This is a genomic window from Epilithonimonas lactis (genome assembly GCF_900110605.1).
Taxonomy (GTDB): domain Bacteria; phylum Bacteroidota; class Bacteroidia; order Flavobacteriales; family Weeksellaceae; genus Epilithonimonas; species Epilithonimonas lactis.
Genome location: NZ_FOFI01000004.1, coordinates 244,304 through 260,928 on the forward strand (window position 1 = coordinate 244,304; position 16,625 = coordinate 260,928).

A 16,625-nucleotide genomic window follows, 5' to 3' on the forward strand; every position below is an offset into this window, starting at 1 on the left:
ACTTGTTTTACTAAGTTCATTCCCGCTATTCAGATATATAGAGAGCGTGTTTTACAATCTACTTTTTAATAAACTTTATTGTTTGTCCGTTTTCTAATTTGATTAAGTAAAGACCAGATTTCAAATTTTCTGTATTGATTTTCTGATTGTTATCAATAACGCCTTTGCCCAACTGCATTCCAGAAATGTTGAAAATGGTATAGTTTTCCGGCTTGGTCAAACCTGATATTTGAAGAAAATCGGAAACAGGATTTGGATAAGCCTGGAAATTAACTTTAGAAAAATCGTTCACAGCTAAAGTCGGCAATTGCAATTTGGAGATTTTGTTCCCGATAAAATCTGAGATGTACAAGTAATTATCCTTGATTGCCATTCCTCGAGACAACGCGATTCCAGTGACAACGTCTGTTGCGGTTGGGTTGGTTGCCGAAAGGTCTACCTTCACAATTTTTCCTACCGAAGCAAGCAAAACGTACAAATCACTGCCATAAAGAATGCTTGTGTAAGGCTCATCTTCTAATCCTGTCACAACAGTGGAGGCAGTTGGCACTGCGTCGGTAATATTGATTTTTGAAATTTTTTTGCCAACAGATTCAGAGATGTAGAGCACATCGCCGTCGAAAAATAGTCCGCTCGGCGTGCCAACTCCTGTGACAACATTTGTAGGCGTAGGTGTAGGATTGCTTAGGTCTATTTTTGAAATTTTGTTTTCGAAATATTGTGCGTAATAAAGGTCATTGCCTTTGATTTGTAAAGAGTACGCTTCACCTGTGATTCCTGTCAAAACATCTACTGGCGTTGGTGTTGCATCTGTAATATTGATTTTGGAAATTTTCTTGGCATCAAATTCATTAATGTAAAGCTCATCACCTTTGAAAGCAAGTTCGATGGCTGTGCTCAATCCACTCACAACAAGAGTTGGCGTAGGCGATGCATCATTGACATTGATTTTGGAAATGCTTCCGGTCAACGCTTCTGTGATATACAAATCATTTCCTTTGAAGGCGATTCCCCAAGGATAGTTGATTCCAGTTGCCACATCTGTGGTTTGTGCAGTTAGACTTTGCGCGCCTATCAAAGCAATGAATGATAAAGTAAAAATTCTCTTCATTTCTTTCTTTTTTCTTGTTAATATTTTGGTTTTAAATCGTGTCAACTGCAGTCGGTACAAGTTTATTTTGATAAAACAAATCTGATACTGATGCAATATTAGAAAACAAATATTACAAACGAATAGAGCAATGAAGTAAATTGAAACGAGGCATAAAGATTGAGCCTCAAGGGTCACCGACTGCCAGGGGTCAAAATTTATAACTCGATGATTATCATTAATTTAATAAATTCATCGATTTGAAAGCTCTTTGAACAGGTCGACTTCTTTGTTGTACAGAATGATAGCTTTTGGCTTGGTGTAGTGCTTGTCGGTTTCCTCCACCGAGTTTAATTTGGCGTACAATTGTCGTCTCCATCGGTTGATGGTTTCTGCAGATTTGAAAAAGCTGACAGCAATCTGCACTTCCTCTACGCCTTCCACAATTTTCAACCAAAGTTCAAGTTGCTGTTGCGTCAAATCGTACTTGGTTTTCAAATATTCATTAAAACCATCTTTGAATTTTAAAGAAAGCAAATCCAATCGTTTTCTTTTTTCGCGTTTCAGGTAAATTGAAAATGCAAAAATGACAAGACAAATTATTGCAACGGATGAAATGATGATTGTAAGAATTGTATTGTTTTTAAGTTTGATTGCCTGTTTGCCGAGTTCGGTTTTTTGGGCAAGAATGGTGTTTTGGTCTTTTTCGAAGTTGTATTGGTCTTTCAATTGTGAAATTCCAATCGTATTGTTGACAGAAATGATGGAGTCGTTGTACTGTTTCAGACGTTTCTGAGAATGCAAAGCGTCTTTGTAATTGCCAAGTCCTTCTTGAATCAAAGAATTGTTTTGATAATATTGAACTTTGAACGTCGGGACAAAGTAATATTTGGCTGTATCTTTTGAAATTTCGGTGATGAATGTTGAGGCTTTATCAAATTTCTTAAGACCAACCAATGCAGTAATGGCGTTCATTTTCGCTTCCAGAATAACCGCTTCATCATTGATTTTATTTGCTTCGATTAATCCTTTTTCGCTGTATTTGAAGGCGTTGTCAAAATCATTCATTTGCGCATAACTGGACGAAAGCGCACTTAGATTTTCAAAAGTGCCAACAATGTCTTTTTTGGAATTTGAAATGTTCAAGGCCTGATTCAGATAATTGATTGAAGATTTGAAATCTCCTTTCATCGAAGCATTGATTCCCAATCCGCGGTAAACTTTTCCTTTGTTCAGAACTTGAGCTGTATCTTTTTTCAGAATCTCCAGCTGTTTCAAAAAATATTGCGACGCTTTGTCGTATTCTCCAACGTACGCGTGGCTCCAGCCCAACATATAAAGCGTGGAATTGACCTTCGCAACTTCCTTGCTTTCTTCATAGCATTTTTTGGCTTGCAGACAGGCTTGGATAGATTCGTAGCCTTTTCCAAGATTGAATTTGCAAACCCCAAGATTATTGAAAATCTCACAGTTTTTGTTGGATGATGGAAGTTTGATTGCCGATTCAAAAACCTTCACAGCTTCACCAAATTCCCTGAAAGCCATATGGATTTTTCCTTTTTGATTCAAGGCGAGGATTTGTTGGTCGGCGTTTTTTTTGGTTTTACTAAGATTAATCGCTTTGTTTACAGAGAGAAGCGCATTCGGTTTATTTCGCTGTTCCAAGAAACGTTTGGATTGGTCGATTAATTTTTGGATTTCGTCTTTGTCTTGAGCTGGCTTATTAATAGAAAAATAATTCTGAGAAAATCCTAAAAATAGTAACAGTAAAAAGCCGATTTTTTGCATTGATATGACGATTACCGTCAAAAATAAATAAAAATAATGAAGAAAAAGTCATTATTGTTAACTAAAATTCAATAGAGCTGTTTAATGATGACTTTGCAATATTTTAAGAATTTCTCTTGTCTGATGATTGTCAACTTCGCTTCCAAAATTCACCACTTTATTTTCATAATTGAAAAATCAAATTACTTTTTGCGTTTGATTTTGATAATCAAAAAGATATAACAAAAAATGGTCACCGCAATCGAAGTGTAGGTTACCAGATGATTTCTGCCATTATTACCAAAAAAATAGATAAAGATAAAAGCCAAAATGAGAGGCAAAACCAGCAACAGTTTTGAAATGTACATTTCACTTTCGTTCTTCAAAGCTTTTTGATGTTCACTTTCTAGATTTAATTTTTCAGGGAAGTTTTCCTCTACGAACGATTTGATTTTTTCGATATTTTGAATGTTCAATTCTCTTGGACTGATGATGGATTTGCTCGTGACAATCAATAAATGTTTTTCTTTAAATATGAAAGAATTGATGTCTTTGACACTAAAAGTTTTCAGGAATTGTTTCGGATTCAAAGCGTAGGATTTGTAGTCGTTATCTTCTGTATGAAGGCATTTTAATCGAGAAGAATCCAAATAAAAAACTTCGAAGGAATATTCTTTCTAATACTCTTTAATGCTTTCTAAGCTGGATTCATAGAAAAACAGTGGCGAGAAAAGTATTGAAGTAGCGAGGATTTCTACAAATTCAATTTCAGGTATTTGTGAAATTAAAATAATCGAAACGACGTAAATTATGATTAAAATTGAAAACTTTGTCCTGAATTTTTTATCGAGAAATATCAGAACAAAAATCAGAATAATGGCCATCACATTTCGCCAATTCAAAAATAAACTCAGCAATCCTAAAATAAGAAAAACCCCATTGAAAAGCAAAAGCACCAAATCGTTCTTTTTGCCAAAGTTTTTAATGGTGATGCTAATGTTTTTCTGCCTCATAGTTTATTCTGAAAATTAAAATAAAAAATTAATCCGTGTAATAATCAGATAAAAATCGAGCATTTTCGGGAATTATTGTGACCATTGGAAATTTATCACCTTCCTCTCTGATTTTCTCGTTGACGGTTTTTGGACTTGCTACGAATGAAACTTGTTTGCGCCAAACCACAATATTTTCAGTGAAAGCCAAAGGCAGTTTTTTGGCAAATTCGTTGGGTTTTATAAAATCTGGACGGAACAAAATTGCAATTTCTTTGTCCATCGGTGTTTGAGGATTTTCCGTAGCGATGTCGATTTTTTCTGCAATTCTGTCGATGAAGTTTTCGTCGTGGCGGTTTTCATCGGTGGTGTAGATGCAATAGAAGACGCGTTCGGTCGCATTTCCTACAATGATTTTTGCCACGGAAATTGGAGCAATATTGGTGGTCGCCAATAATTTTTTCTTCGTCGAATCCGCAATGATTTTGACAAGTCCAAAGCACAGAAGCGCAACTGCAACTAGGACGATAAGCATTGTCATTCCAACGGTATCAGTCAAATCGCTGATGAAAGCCATTGCGACAAACATCAAAAGTCCGATTCCGATGACCAATGGCAAATAGATAATTCTGTTGTGCCCAAATGAGGAAACGCCGATATATTTGTTAATAATCACGGAATCAGTTTCAAGTTTTTTTAGTTTTTCAATGTTCATTTCTTTGAGTTTTTAGTGATTTGTTTGTGAATTTGATTACAATCTGTCATAAATGCAGTAACAAATTGCAATCCAAAATTTCGTTAAAAATTAAATTTTCTCATCCTTCAACCCAATATAAAACCGATACTTACAAGCAAACTGCTCAATGCCACTCAAGGAAATGCTGACTTTACCATTGGTCCATTCGATGTGACCTAAATCGAGGTTGTCGTATTTTTCCAGTTCAATGAAAGTTGGCTCGCCTAGCAAATCCGTTAATTTTTCTTTTAATTCTAAGAATTTTTGATAACCATTGTTTTCGGCACCTAGGAATTCGTCGGTTTGGGCAAATGGTTTTTTGCTGTCGATATCCAGCCATTTCATTACGCCAACGTAAGACTCAAAACCGTCCAAAATCTTGTGCTTTCCAAGAAACCAATTGGTTCTGTCGCCACTGTCTTTTCTGTCTTCCGCGTATTTATCCAGCTCGGAATAAGGCGTAAGCCAATGAATGAAAACCTGAGTGTCCTCAAACAAAAGTCCAGTTTGCAGATTTTCCCAGATTTGTCTGCGCTTGATTTCTTTGTCGGTGGAGTAGGGAAATATGAAATGAGGATTCATTTGTGGCGTTTTTTTCTTCATATAAATAAGACAAACAAAATTCACAATTGCCAGCGGAATCCAAAACGGCGAAGCAAATACAATCGAAAAGATGAACAACGGAACGATGCCTTTCAGTCCAGCCGTAATCACATTATCCATTGGCAAACGTGTTCCAATCGAAGTGAAAATACACGCCACCAACATTCCAAATAGACTTAATAAAATTGAAATCCCAGCCAATTTCCATTTGTAGTAATTTTGATTTTCATCTTTGTCTAATTGAAAAAATACAGTTCCATAAGCGATAAAAATAATCAATGAAATAATAATCCGATACAGAAAATCCAACTCTGGAAACATGAGCAAAGCCAAATTACCAACCAGCAAATTCACAAAAATGCAAATAAAAAATATTAAACCATTTCGATGATTCATTAGCTGTTATTAGTTTGAAATTTTGCCTTAAAATGATTATAAATCATCAAACCAATCACTGAGGTCAACAGGGCAAATGCCAAATCTATTACTAAGAAAAAATAATTTTTCCTTATCAGATCATCTGGACTGGTTGGAGAAGGATCAACCATTCCGCCTATTTTGGTGTAGAATGTAAAAGGAAAACCATAAGTGTCATTGCCATCAGCCGGTGTTTTGATGCTGGCCGTTAAGATTGTTAGCAATCCAAAAACCACTATGGTAAGTAGTAGAATAATTAAATTTTTTTTCATTGACAATTGGTTTTCATTCTGTTTGACTCCTATTGTTCGTAAAGTTGAGGATATTGGAAGTTGTTTTCCTTTTCAATTATTGTAAGATCCATAGTTTATTTTTTGAGTTGTAACTCTCACTTTTCAACAAAAATCATACCTTCAAAGTACCAATTCTTCTCAACATTGAACCAAATTCAAAACTTTACTATTTCGAAATTTGTTTGATTTTAATATTTCTAAAATCGATGGCAGAACCTTCATAGTTCAGTGAGATTCTACCTTCCACAGAAGTGGCTTCCGTAGCTTCGTTGACCAGTTTGCCATTCAGATATTGGGTAATCTTTCCGTTGAGTGATCTGATGACGATAACGTTCCATTCGCCGTAAGGTTTTTCATTTTCTAGGAATTTGGGTGAAGTTATGCTTGCACCAGGCTCCACCAATTTTCCATTGACTTTGGCAGTAACCTGATCCAGAAAGACAAAATCTCCGGTCGTGTTTTCTTTGATCTGGAATTGGATGCCTTTTGGCCAAATCTTATCTCGCGAATCTGTTGGAATATTATACATCACGCCGCTGTTTTTCTTGCCTTTTATTTTGTATTGCTCATCCAGATTCCATCTGTAGTCTAAGGTCAGTTCAAAATTGGAATAACTTTTTTTGGACATCAGGTAACCCACATTTTCGCCGTGCATTCTGATGATGCCATCAGAGAACTCGTAAACTTTTGCCGGCTCTTGTTTTTCGGGGCTTGTTTTGGTGTAGGCGTACCAATCATTCTCTGTCCAGGCTTTTTGTTGGGTGGTACATGCATTTACGATGCAAAGAAGTAGAATAGTAAGGCTTATTTTTTTGAACATAAATATAGTTTTAAAAGAATAATTGCATAGAATAAGAAGGTAGTCGCAAGAACAATTGGGCATAAATTTGGATTTTCCATAGATATCATGGGAGATTTCTGTTCTTATTGGTGGAAGTTTAAAGAATACCATTTCAAAGTATTTCTACAATTTCTACTTTGTATATAGATTTGCACTAGAATATTTTAGATTCTTTTTAGCAATGGATAATTTCCCGGTATAGTCGAACCATACATCTGTTTTAGTATTCCGATTTCCACTATCATAGGTCATTTCCTTTTTTGTGACAATCAATTGGAAAACAATTTGATTCCGTTTTGAATAGGATAGGATCTGCTGTCTTTTTTGACCCAAACTATCCTGTAAAAAATGCTTTTCTTTAAGTAGGAGTGTGTCCTTTATTTCCAATGATTTTTTTTTCCATCCCTGGAAAATATTCCCATTCAGGATGATAGTGCTATCGGAATTTTTCTCAAAATTGAACACATTGAATTTATTTAAAAGTCTGATGTTGCTTTCTGTGAAGTCTTTGCTTGTAAAATCCCAATGATCCTTTATTTCTCTCGACTTTTGAATTTCTTTTATTGCTGTAGGTTTTTCAACCTTATTTTCACAAGACCAGAATAGGAGCGAGGTGACCATCAAGCATATGGCGGAAATGTTTTTCATGATTCTTAGTTTGTTTTAGAAAATGTTCGGTATGCTCATCATTTATGATTAGTAATGTAGTTCGTCAAAATCTTTTATTTCAGAAAGTTTCGTAAGTTTTTCAACTTTGATCTTTTCCCAGGTGTCCTTGTAATTCTCTACATAATCATCTCCGTCGTCATCTTTGTTGAGATTGTCTCTGGTGAGTTTCTTTTTTGTCAAGAAATTGATACTGACCTCAAATTGTGGAACAGGACCTCTGCTGGAATAGGCGTCATAACCGATCATTTCCATGTCTCCGTTTTGAGCCCGGAAGGTATAACCCCAATTGCCATATCTTCCGTGTCCATAATTGATGTACAGATTTCCATTTTTAATTTCAAGATAAAGTTCTGGCGCAAAATAGACACCTCCATCTTCATTTTCGGACGAGAAGCAATCGTAGTTTTTCGCCGCCAAGTCGTAATGGTCTCCTTTGTTGAAAAGGACGATAATACCTCTTCGGTTGCGATCCAGTTTTCCTCGGGATTCGTGCTGTATGATCTTGCTTTTATCTGTTCCTTTGATGATGAGGACGACATCTTCCAAACCATCCTTGTTCAGGTCGCCTTTGATCTCGTCCCACTCCGAAGCTGAAATTCCACCTTCATATTTGTGGATCACATAGCCTTTTGGGATGAAGTCAGAAGGTTTGTTTTTTAACGTTTTAGTCTGGGAAGAATCTTTCTCTGTGATTTTCTGCGGTTGATCATTTAGTAATTCGAGTGTTTCTTTTTCCTCTGCTGTCTGGGTTTTATTTTCGCAAGATTGCAAGGTGCCAAGAAGCATCAAAAGTGCAAGTTGTTTTTTCATAGGCTTATAAAGCTTAAGTGAGATGTATTGATCAGTGTTGTTTCAAATTTTTCGCCTCCAGATAGGGATATTCCAAAATAGGTCCGTTTTCAAAATATCTGTACCATTTCCAAAACATCCAAGCATAAATGTCGTAGTACGCATTTGTTCTGTACAATATCAGGCCTTTGTATTGCGGATTTTCTTTTTTAAATTGGTTAAAATCATTATTCAAAACAGCTAATTCCTTCTTTTTTGTAGTACCTTTCGTCACCATGATCGATTGCTCGAATTCACCATTCAAAGATTTAAAGTTCTCATAGGAACGGTAAGGTAATTTTCCGGAAACAGCTTCTAACCAACCTGTAAAAACATTGCTGAAGAAAATACCGAGTACAATACAAATGGTAAGATGGAGTGGACTTTTCGAGATTTCCCCGGATACAAAGTGGCGTTACCAATTTCGAATTTCATAGATAATTTCTATTTTACGTAGTTTTTCAAAAAGTAAGAATCTTTCCCATCCTCTTTTTCTCTTTGATCTATAAAATCACGGTAGGTGAACTTTTTGCCCGTATTTTCCGGTTTGTCTTTTTCATGAAGATAATCTCCATAATATTGAAAACCGCCAGCACTTGCGAAGTTTATGAAAAATCTATTTTTACTGTCTACAACAAAAAGGTCACAAGATTTAAACTTCTTACCATTATATTCACCAGAACTATTGGTTTCAAAAAAGTAGGTTTTACCTTCAGCATTCCATATTCTAAAAGTAAAATCTGTTTTTTGATAGTAGAAATCAGTTTTGCCTAATTTTTCCACCAACATCTCTTCGAATTTAGTTGCTTCGCTAGATGTTGTGATCAGGATCTTGTAAGCTTCGATCTTATTGTTACCGATTTCTTTAAAAAATGAAAGTGAGTTTTCAAACAAACTATTAGAATCATCTAATGAACCCGAAAAATTGTATCCATCGAAAAACAAAAGATCTTCATCGGTAGTATTGTAACGCACCATATCAGAATAACCCTTGTCCTCTCTGATTTTATATTTTGCACCAAGTGGCGTAATATCCATCGGAAACGAGATTTTGTACAAGTCAAAATCATTTTTCTGACAAGATATTAAAAATGGAAAAATTGCGATTAATAATAAGAGTTTTTTCATTGAAATTAATTTTTTATGATTCAGGGATATGTACTTTTATCATGCTGTCCTTTATTGGTGGAGGTTGTATCTCATTCCGAGACCCGGGGCGTGGTCCAGATAATGCTTTGTCTTTGTAGCTTGCGTACTCCAAAGAATAATAATTCTTTCCATCTTTTTGTATCAAATGATGAGAATAAATATTTTCTCCAGAATATGAACTTGTTGGGAGCTGATAACGCGAATTTCTTTTACTGTACTTGAATTTATAAGTAGGTAACGCTGCAATGAATTTTTTGTAAGTGATCTCAGTTGGTAAAAAATAAAATATATTCAGATACTCGCCGCCTTCTCCATCTTCAGTAAATGTGAGTTCAACTATTTCCTTTGTTTCTGAATTTTTAAAATTAAATTTCTTTTGGTCTTCTGAAATTGTTTCACTAATTAGTTTGAATCCTTTCGAAGCCAATTGTCTATGTTCGGTAGGATGATCATGATCAAAGGCTTTTCTCAGGTCACTGACCTTCAAAGTCTGTCCATGCGAGAAACTTGCAGAGAACATAAATAAAAAAAGGAGGAAGTTACTTTTAATTATTTTCATGATTCATTTTTGAGATAGGTTCTTTTGATTGATTATTCTGTACATTTTTCAAAGTTTGGTCTAGAAAGCCGATCGTTATAGTTTTATCAAAATTAATATCCGATTGTCAATCTAAGTGTTTATTTATAAGTATAATAGCAGCTGAGAAAGTGGTGTCGAATTTTTGCTTTATCAATCCTGTCGCAAAAGGCATTTATTGTTGGTTTTGCTTTATTCTTCCATCAATCTCGTCGATGGTCTTAGACACCCAGTTTTTACGGTCTTCATCTGTATATTTTGATCCTAAGTTCATATGAATACTTTCTAAAATTTCTTTGCTATGTTTCAAACCGAACAATTTGCAAATATTTAGAATATCACCATCGGTCTTGTTGTTCTCGTACCATTCTAAAATTTGTTCAATGAACGTACCATCCCACGTCAGAACTTCATAATTTGCCAGTGGAAGATCATTCTCTGGGCAATAGCGGATAAAGCCTTGTAGAACATTATCATATGCTAGCACTTCCAAAAAGTCATCCATGGTCTCGAATAATGGAATGTATCTGCCAGTCTCATAAATTGCTTGTTCTTCTTTCGTCTGGTCGATCATTGAATATGGTGGCAAAAAAACATTGTAAAACCCGTGTTTCGTTAAATTTTCGGTTCCGTCAAATAACTTGATGACAAACGGAGCTAAATTCAATGAAACAAGAACTGTCCTTATTTCTTCTTCAGTAATACCTTTTTCGTGAGCTTCGTTTCTTCTAACTCTAAGGCTACCGGATTCTTCTGCAATTTTTTGTGGAATTTTGGAGCTTGACCTCTTGATGAAAAACAGCCCAAAAAGCAATAGCATCACCAGAAATATGACAATTAGGTTCATCATTTTATTAAATTGATTTTTAAAGAATTATTTTCAAGATCCTGACTGTTTCTAATACAGTTTTTTTTAGCAACTTTTTTTATTTGTAATCCCCAGCATTCCATAATTTCTCGACTATTTCATCTTGGGTGTATTCATGGTAGTGTCCATTTTTATCCTTGTGACTATGAAAAAGTTTGTGGTCAAAAGTTTTAAAATTTACTCTTAGAAAGTTAATGAAGTAGTCATCAATATGATAATGAAATTGTCCTTTTAATGTCTCATCTTGCTCATCTTGAATCACAAAAGTTTTTTGTCGTCTGATAAGTTCTGTCAACTCTTCTTTTGTAATGTTCTCAACAGTTTTTGGGTCAGGAAGTGAAATTCTAAAGGCCAAAACTTCTGCACCTTCTTCTTCCCACCATTCCCAAAGATTGAACTGGGACATATTTTTTCCGGTCATCTCGTGAAGTGTATTTTCCAATTTTTCATACTCAGAGTTGTCTTCATCTCCGGTTTCGTCACAGTAATCTGTATATGCTAAAATTAATTTTAGAACCTCTTGATAAAGTTTTTCAGCAGTTTCAAAGTCTGGTTCTATTTCTTTTCTTAATTCCATTCGTACCTATTTTTCAGACAGTTTCTATTGTTTCGGTTTTGCCGAAGGTGTGGATTTTAGAACATCACGTGTATAGGAATACCGGGTTTTAAATATAACAAAAAGTTGGATAGAAATCCTTCAGCATCGCATTTCGCAATACTTTTTTAGTGGCAGTACATTTATTTGGTGTCGGCTAAATTGATTTCATTCATGTAGCAATCTAAAACTCGAAATTCTTTCATATCAGGATTTTCTTCTATGTATTTTTTAATTTCATTGATAGTATCAAATTCTACAAACATATCAAATTCGTCCTCAGAAAATAGGAAGAATTCAAATGTCTATTTATGCTATTATTCCAGTGTTATCGCGTTTTCTCTTAGTCCAAAATTATTGTTGACTTCGGACAAACTCTTGTCGCTGATCCAAAAATCGGGACTTGAGGTCTCTCCATTTCTTAGAGCTTTGGCCTTATGAGCAATTTTTTTAATTCTTCTAACCAATTCCAGATATAGTTGATATGTCGTTAGGTGTTCGGTTTTTAGAGCTTGGTCATTTTGCCAAATCTCTTTTGGATAGCTAAACTCGAGTCCGATCTTTGAATTTCCTGTCGCATCAAAAACGTTGACCCGCAACTGTTGGTTTTTCTGATTTACAGTCAAAGAAAAAGGACTGATATTGATAACTGGTTCCAATTGAATAGCTCGCTTGAAATGCTTTACCTGATTGTCTTCTTCTATTTCAAAAACTTCATAGTCAATATATTTTGGATTGTCTGTTATCTGTGTGTAAATGTCAGATTTCCCATTTTCTTTCTTTCGTTCGCTTCCCGAGGTCAATTTCTTGTAATACAATTCATATTGTTTGAAGATCGAGTTTTTATCTTCGATCTTGTAATCTAGTTCGACCCTTTGGTTTGTGATGGCTATGAAATATTCCAGACCAGAAAAAATACTCTCAAATTCTGAAGGATGTAGAACGAATTTGAATTTGTGCCATTTTTGTACTGTATAACTCATATTATCAGTGTTGCATTAGATTGATGATCAACTTATCTTTCTCTTGTTTTATGAAGTATATTTCTTACTATGGATTCAAATCAAGTTTATTGACTTTTTTTCTGAAAAATGAAAATTGCAGACCTGTAAAAAGCAGATATATTATCGAAAAGATCAAAAGATTTCTGAAGATGGTAACGTAGTCGTCTTGTAGAAGATCATCGCTCAATATGTTTACCGTTATGATGACCACGTATATCAGCGGAATTCCTATAAAGCTTGATAAGGATAGATAGAAATTGTTCCTGACCTTGTCTATCAGATTTAGAAAAATTGCAAACGAACAAAGGGCCATTCCCACCAAATACGCCAATGAATAAAGCAAGTTTACCACGATATCTAAAATATGAAAGATCCAGTCCAGAAAATCTGCATCAGCGTAATCTGTTTCCGAAATCGTGATTCTGTAAGCAAAGTACAGCAGAATAGTAACAGCAATATTTAATGACCAATACCTGAATATAATTTTTTTCATCTGTTTCTATTATTGGGCGGGTTTTAATGCTTCGAGGTGGTAAGGCTTGGGATTGAAACCTTTAATCTTTAAATTCTGCTCCTGCCATAGATGCCAATGACAATAGGATATAAACGAAAATTATAAAAAAGATAGGAATGCAGACCGCAAAAGAAATTACGGAATACTTCTTATCATAGTTGGATTTCAATATCTTTTTGACTAGAAAATCGATTCCGTACCAGCCAACAACTAAAAGAGGAATGAAGAAAATGATAAATAAAAAGGTCATCGTGTTTTAATTTTTTTTGTTTTGATATCGTTCGATTTTTATGATCCGATGTCTATTTCCAAACCCAGTTCTCCTCAATATATTCAATTTGATATCGGGAGCAGAGGTCTTTAAGGTAATTTTTCAGCTCATTGTCGATCTGGTCCTTGGGAAATGTCAGAAAGGTTTCGGTTTTAAGTTTTATAAAAATATTTTCTTGGGTTTCGGCTATGTACTCAAAATTGGTGTACAAACATTTTGATTCTACAAAGTTATTCTTGGTCTCAAGATAATGGTCTTGGAATGTCATTTTATATTCTAGACCGATCAGTTTTTTTTGTTCATCGGATCTGGAAAGTTTAGTGAAAAATTTTTTGTAATAGATTTTGAGATACTGTGGAAACAGGAGAAAAGCAATACTTCCGACAATAAAAGTGACACCTGCGATCAATTTGTTCGAGAACAGGAAAAGCAAGGTCAGTAACAACATTATTACTCCAAAAAGTATCCTAGTGGTTTTCCTCGATTTTTTTATAGGATCTGATTTGGATGCGGAGTATAGTAAACTATCTAAAATATTCTTCTCGGTGAGCGTTAGAACAATTTCTTTCATCTTTTGTGCTAATTGTGTAGAGCGTTTTACTTTTATTCATTCTGATTCATCAATACTATTCTAAGAAGAAATCTTTAACTAAAATACAAATTTTAACTAAAGACATAACTCACATTTTTAACATTCCAAGTTTTTGTTCCAATCATATATTTTTGATTTTTTTTGCTTGGACTGCGCACTCCAACATGATTATAAATCTATCTTCCAATCGCCTCATTCAAAAACCGATTGAATGGATAGATTTCCTTCAAAACCTTCACCGTATTTTTTACAAAGTTCTTATCCAGAACTTCCTTGTCTGACAAAGGATGGAACACGGTAAATTGCTTGAATTTGAGATAATCGCCCATTGGATTTTCCTTATCGAAACCTTGTGGAACTTTCACCAATTTTGTGCCTTGCAATTCCAAAACATCTTTGAAGGATTTTTTGTTGAGGATTTTCAGGAATGTTTCGCTGTCAGAACTGATGGCTTCACGAATCGCTTTCAGATTTTTTGGTTCTGTCATATAAACGCCACCTGCGAGAAAAGATTTTCCTTTTTCGAGATGAATGTAATATCCAGCGTGGTTAAGAGTTTTCGGACCTTTTTCTACAAGCGATGCGCCGATGTTGGTTTTGTAAGGCGTTTTGTCTTTGGAAAATCGCGTGTCTTTGTAAATCCTGAAAATACAATTCTTAGCTTCCAATCTTTCAACGCTTTCATCAAACTCGGCGACTTCTGCGATGATTTCATTTACCACATTTTCAAAGTTCGCTTTGGCTTCCAGATAGAGCGGTTTGTTTTCATTGAACCATTCTCTGTTGTTATTGATTTCGAGCGTAGAAAGGAACTTGAGCGTTTCTGGATTGATGGCTGTTGACATTGCTTTTCTAATTTTTACTAAAGATACTTAATGTGCAGTAATGAAAAAACACAAAGGCACAAAAATTAGTTGCAATAAAAAGTTGGAAAAAATAAGGTACTAAGCTTATCTTAAAAAAAACGAAGGTTTCCTAGTGCCTTTAAACCTATTCTAAAATCCAATTTCCCCTGTGCCTTGGTGTGTAACTTATAAAAAAAATCCCGCTCACAGAACGGGATTTCAAAATTTTCAATTATTGTTTTACAATTTTGGAAGAGTAAGTTTTTCCTTTGTTGTTTTTCAAATTAATGATGTAAACGCCAGCTTTCAATTGTTTCAGATTGATTTCCTCCACATTGCTGAAGTCGGAAACCTTTTGACCAAGCGTGTTGTAAACTTCGATGGTTGATATTTTTTCACCGTTAGGAAGATTTAATTTTAAAATATCTTTCACTGGATTTGGATAAAGTTTGATGTTTCCTTTTGTTGCATCATTCACTGCCAAAACTTCATCATTGATTTTGATATTATCATAATAAGCATCTCCGCCATAATTGTTGTGAAGGAAATTCATTCCATCCAGATTCACTTTGCTGGTGTTGGCAACGGACAAAATTAAGTTGTTGTCCAAGTAATATTTGATAGTCGCTTCGGTGAATTCAATTTTCAAATTGTACCATCTGTTCACTTGCCAGCTTGCATTTGTAATGGTGTAACCACCAAAATTTAGCTCAGGATAGACGTAGATGTTTCCTCTGTTCTCAAATCCAACTGCTGTCACGATATCAAAAACCTCTTCTTCCAAATTTTCGTGATACAGCGCAAATTCAAAGTCAGCGCCGTTTTGGTCAGAAGAGTAGAAGTCGTAGGAAATGATGGTGTTCTGGTAATCCAAAGCTGGCGAAAAAGATTTCTCGATTCCAAAAATAGGAAACCATTGAGGATCATATTGTGATACAAAAGAATTTTTGAAAGAGTATGTTCCAGAACTTGCACGTTCGGTCGTTACGATTTGATTTGTCAATGGACCATCACTGGATTCCGTCACGGTCCAACCATTTTGTCCGTTGATGTCGCCCAAAGTGTATGCTTCCGAAGCTTCAAATGATATATTCTGCTGAGCGAAAGCAACAGATGAAATAAGAGATAGAATTAATAAGTATTTATTCTTCATAAAATAAAATTTTTGCCAATGATAAGTAAAATTAAGTTGAAATCAAATGATTAAAACTTGAGTTTTTGTAATAATATCTTTTATAATTAATACAGTTTTTGGTCTTTTTCGCAATAAAAACTTGTTCTTTTTCCTTTGCCTATATTTTTCTTGATGACGGTTTGTCCACATTTTGGGCATATCTTTTTGTGATAAATTTGCCAATGTTTTTTTAATTCATCTGTTCTTTTCCATTTCAAAAAGTCGAAACTGTAATTTCTGGCCCCTGTTAAAAGTTCGTTCAATTTCTTCAAAGGCAGATTTCCAACTTCACTTTCGGGATGAACGCCGACTCTGAAAAGGACTTCATTTTTAATGATGTTCCCAACACCAGAGAAAATTTCCTGATTCATCAAGGCGTCGCAAACCATCATTTTCGGTTCGGCTTTCAGTTTCTTTTTCGTGTTTTTTGGATTCCAATTGTCGCTCATCACATCGGCTTCCCAATCGATGGTTTTGAGGATATCGTCATCAACCATTTTCACAGAGCAAGTGTAGAAAAGTGCTTTCCCATTTTTGAAATTTAAACCAAGTCTCAAAGATTTGTCGGGTTTTGTCTGCTCGTCAATTTCATACGAACCAAACATCAGCAAATGAATTTTGACGCTCACTTTATCGAATATCAAATACGTCTGTTTTCCGTAGAGTCGGATTTCTTTAAGTTTTTTGTTAATGAGCAATTCGTTATCGATGCCGGAGTTTCCAACAGCAGAAACAACTTTTTCTCCCACAAATTTCTGGAGATTTTCTTTCATCAACACAATAGTTGGACCTTCTGGCAT

At 34.9% G+C, this 16,625-nt stretch carries 21 protein-coding genes; all 21 read right to left on the bottom strand.

Annotated elements, in window-relative coordinates:
• Nucleotides 1-58 precede the first annotated feature (58 nt).
• The 21 genes from BMW39_RS15005 to BMW39_RS15110 all read right to left on the bottom strand — a co-directional run bounded on the left by BMW39_RS15005 (nt 59) and on the right by BMW39_RS15110 (nt 16,625).
• Nucleotides 59-1,111: a T9SS type A sorting domain-containing protein gene (locus BMW39_RS15005; protein ID WP_131474292.1), complete on the bottom strand. Its 1,053-nt coding sequence runs from the start codon at nt 1,109-1,111 to the stop codon at nt 59-61.
• Between the two features lie 231 nt (nt 1,112-1,342).
• A complete protein-coding gene (locus BMW39_RS15010; RefSeq protein ID WP_034974627.1) occupies nt 1,343-2,878 on the bottom strand; it encodes a tetratricopeptide repeat protein in 1,536 nt (511 codons plus the stop codon).
• 182 nt (nt 2,879-3,060) lie between these two features.
• A complete protein-coding gene (locus tag BMW39_RS15015) occupies nt 3,061-3,507 on the bottom strand; it encodes a hypothetical protein (protein ID WP_034974628.1) in 447 nt (148 codons plus the stop codon).
• Between the two features lie 391 nt (nt 3,508-3,898).
• Nucleotides 3,899-4,564, bottom strand: coding sequence for a hypothetical protein (locus BMW39_RS15025; RefSeq protein ID WP_034974630.1), 666 nt, complete (start codon nt 4,562-4,564; stop codon nt 3,899-3,901).
• Nucleotides 4,565-4,654: 90 nt separating this feature from the next.
• Nucleotides 4,655-5,584 (bottom strand): hypothetical protein, encoded by a 930-nt coding sequence (locus tag BMW39_RS15030; protein ID WP_034974631.1) that lies wholly within the window; start codon nt 5,582-5,584, stop codon nt 4,655-4,657.
• Nucleotides 5,584-5,877 carry a hypothetical protein gene (locus BMW39_RS15035; RefSeq protein WP_034974632.1) on the bottom strand — a complete coding sequence of 98 codons (294 nt, stop codon included), beginning with the start codon at nt 5,875-5,877 and terminating at the stop codon, nt 5,584-5,586. Before BMW39_RS15035 ends, BMW39_RS15030 begins: the two co-directional genes overlap by 1 nt.
• A 187-nt stretch (nt 5,878-6,064) precedes the next feature.
• The gene (locus BMW39_RS15040; RefSeq protein WP_034974633.1) at nt 6,065-6,718 is read right to left on the bottom strand and encodes a 3-keto-disaccharide hydrolase; all 654 of its coding nucleotides are present in this window, start codon (nt 6,716-6,718) and stop codon (nt 6,065-6,067) included.
• A gap of 153 nt (nt 6,719-6,871) precedes the next feature.
• Entirely contained in the window at nt 6,872-7,387 is a 516-nt protein-coding gene (locus tag BMW39_RS15045; protein WP_034974634.1) for a hypothetical protein, read from the bottom strand.
• Nucleotides 7,388-7,435: 48 nt separating this feature from the next.
• Complete coding sequence (locus BMW39_RS15050; RefSeq protein WP_034974635.1) at nt 7,436-8,218, bottom strand: hypothetical protein; 783 nt, start codon at nt 8,216-8,218, stop codon at nt 7,436-7,438.
• Nucleotides 8,219-8,249: 31 nt separating this feature from the next.
• Nucleotides 8,250-8,501 carry a hypothetical protein gene (locus tag BMW39_RS15055; protein WP_131474295.1) on the bottom strand — a complete coding sequence of 84 codons (252 nt, stop codon included), beginning with the start codon at nt 8,499-8,501 and terminating at the stop codon, nt 8,250-8,252.
• A 179-nt stretch (nt 8,502-8,680) separates the two neighbouring features.
• The gene (locus BMW39_RS15060; protein WP_131474296.1) at nt 8,681-9,364 is read right to left on the bottom strand and encodes a hypothetical protein; all 684 of its coding nucleotides are present in this window, start codon (nt 9,362-9,364) and stop codon (nt 8,681-8,683) included.
• Between the two features lie 13 nt (nt 9,365-9,377).
• Nucleotides 9,378-9,944: a hypothetical protein gene (locus BMW39_RS15065; protein ID WP_131474297.1), complete on the bottom strand. Its 567-nt coding sequence runs from the start codon at nt 9,942-9,944 to the stop codon at nt 9,378-9,380.
• A 193-nt stretch (nt 9,945-10,137) separates the two neighbouring features.
• Nucleotides 10,138-10,812, bottom strand: coding sequence for a hypothetical protein (locus BMW39_RS15070; protein WP_034974639.1), 675 nt, complete (start codon nt 10,810-10,812; stop codon nt 10,138-10,140).
• A 76-nt stretch (nt 10,813-10,888) separates the two neighbouring features.
• Nucleotides 10,889-11,407, bottom strand: a complete 519-nt coding sequence (locus BMW39_RS15075) for a hypothetical protein (RefSeq protein ID WP_034974640.1) — start codon at nt 11,405-11,407, stop codon at nt 10,889-10,891.
• 335 nt (nt 11,408-11,742) lie between these two features.
• Nucleotides 11,743-12,408, bottom strand: coding sequence for a hypothetical protein (locus BMW39_RS15080; protein WP_034974641.1), 666 nt, complete (start codon nt 12,406-12,408; stop codon nt 11,743-11,745).
• Nucleotides 12,409-12,475: 67 nt separating this feature from the next.
• Nucleotides 12,476-12,922, bottom strand: coding sequence for a hypothetical protein (locus BMW39_RS15085; protein WP_034974642.1), 447 nt, complete (start codon nt 12,920-12,922; stop codon nt 12,476-12,478).
• 61 nt (nt 12,923-12,983) lie between these two features.
• Nucleotides 12,984-13,193 (bottom strand): hypothetical protein, encoded by a 210-nt coding sequence (locus tag BMW39_RS15090; RefSeq protein ID WP_034974643.1) that lies wholly within the window; start codon nt 13,191-13,193, stop codon nt 12,984-12,986.
• A gap of 52 nt (nt 13,194-13,245) precedes the next feature.
• A complete protein-coding gene (locus BMW39_RS15095; protein WP_117616768.1) occupies nt 13,246-13,785 on the bottom strand; it encodes a YcxB family protein in 540 nt (179 codons plus the stop codon).
• 197 nt (nt 13,786-13,982) lie between these two features.
• Nucleotides 13,983-14,651, bottom strand: coding sequence for a DUF2461 domain-containing protein (locus tag BMW39_RS15100; RefSeq protein WP_034974645.1), 669 nt, complete (start codon nt 14,649-14,651; stop codon nt 13,983-13,985).
• 232 nt (nt 14,652-14,883) lie between these two features.
• Entirely contained in the window at nt 14,884-15,804 is a 921-nt protein-coding gene (locus BMW39_RS15105; protein WP_034974646.1) for a T9SS type A sorting domain-containing protein, read from the bottom strand.
• Between the two features lie 86 nt (nt 15,805-15,890).
• Nucleotides 15,891-16,625, bottom strand: a complete 735-nt coding sequence (locus BMW39_RS15110) for a DNA-formamidopyrimidine glycosylase family protein (protein ID WP_034974647.1) — start codon at nt 16,623-16,625, stop codon at nt 15,891-15,893.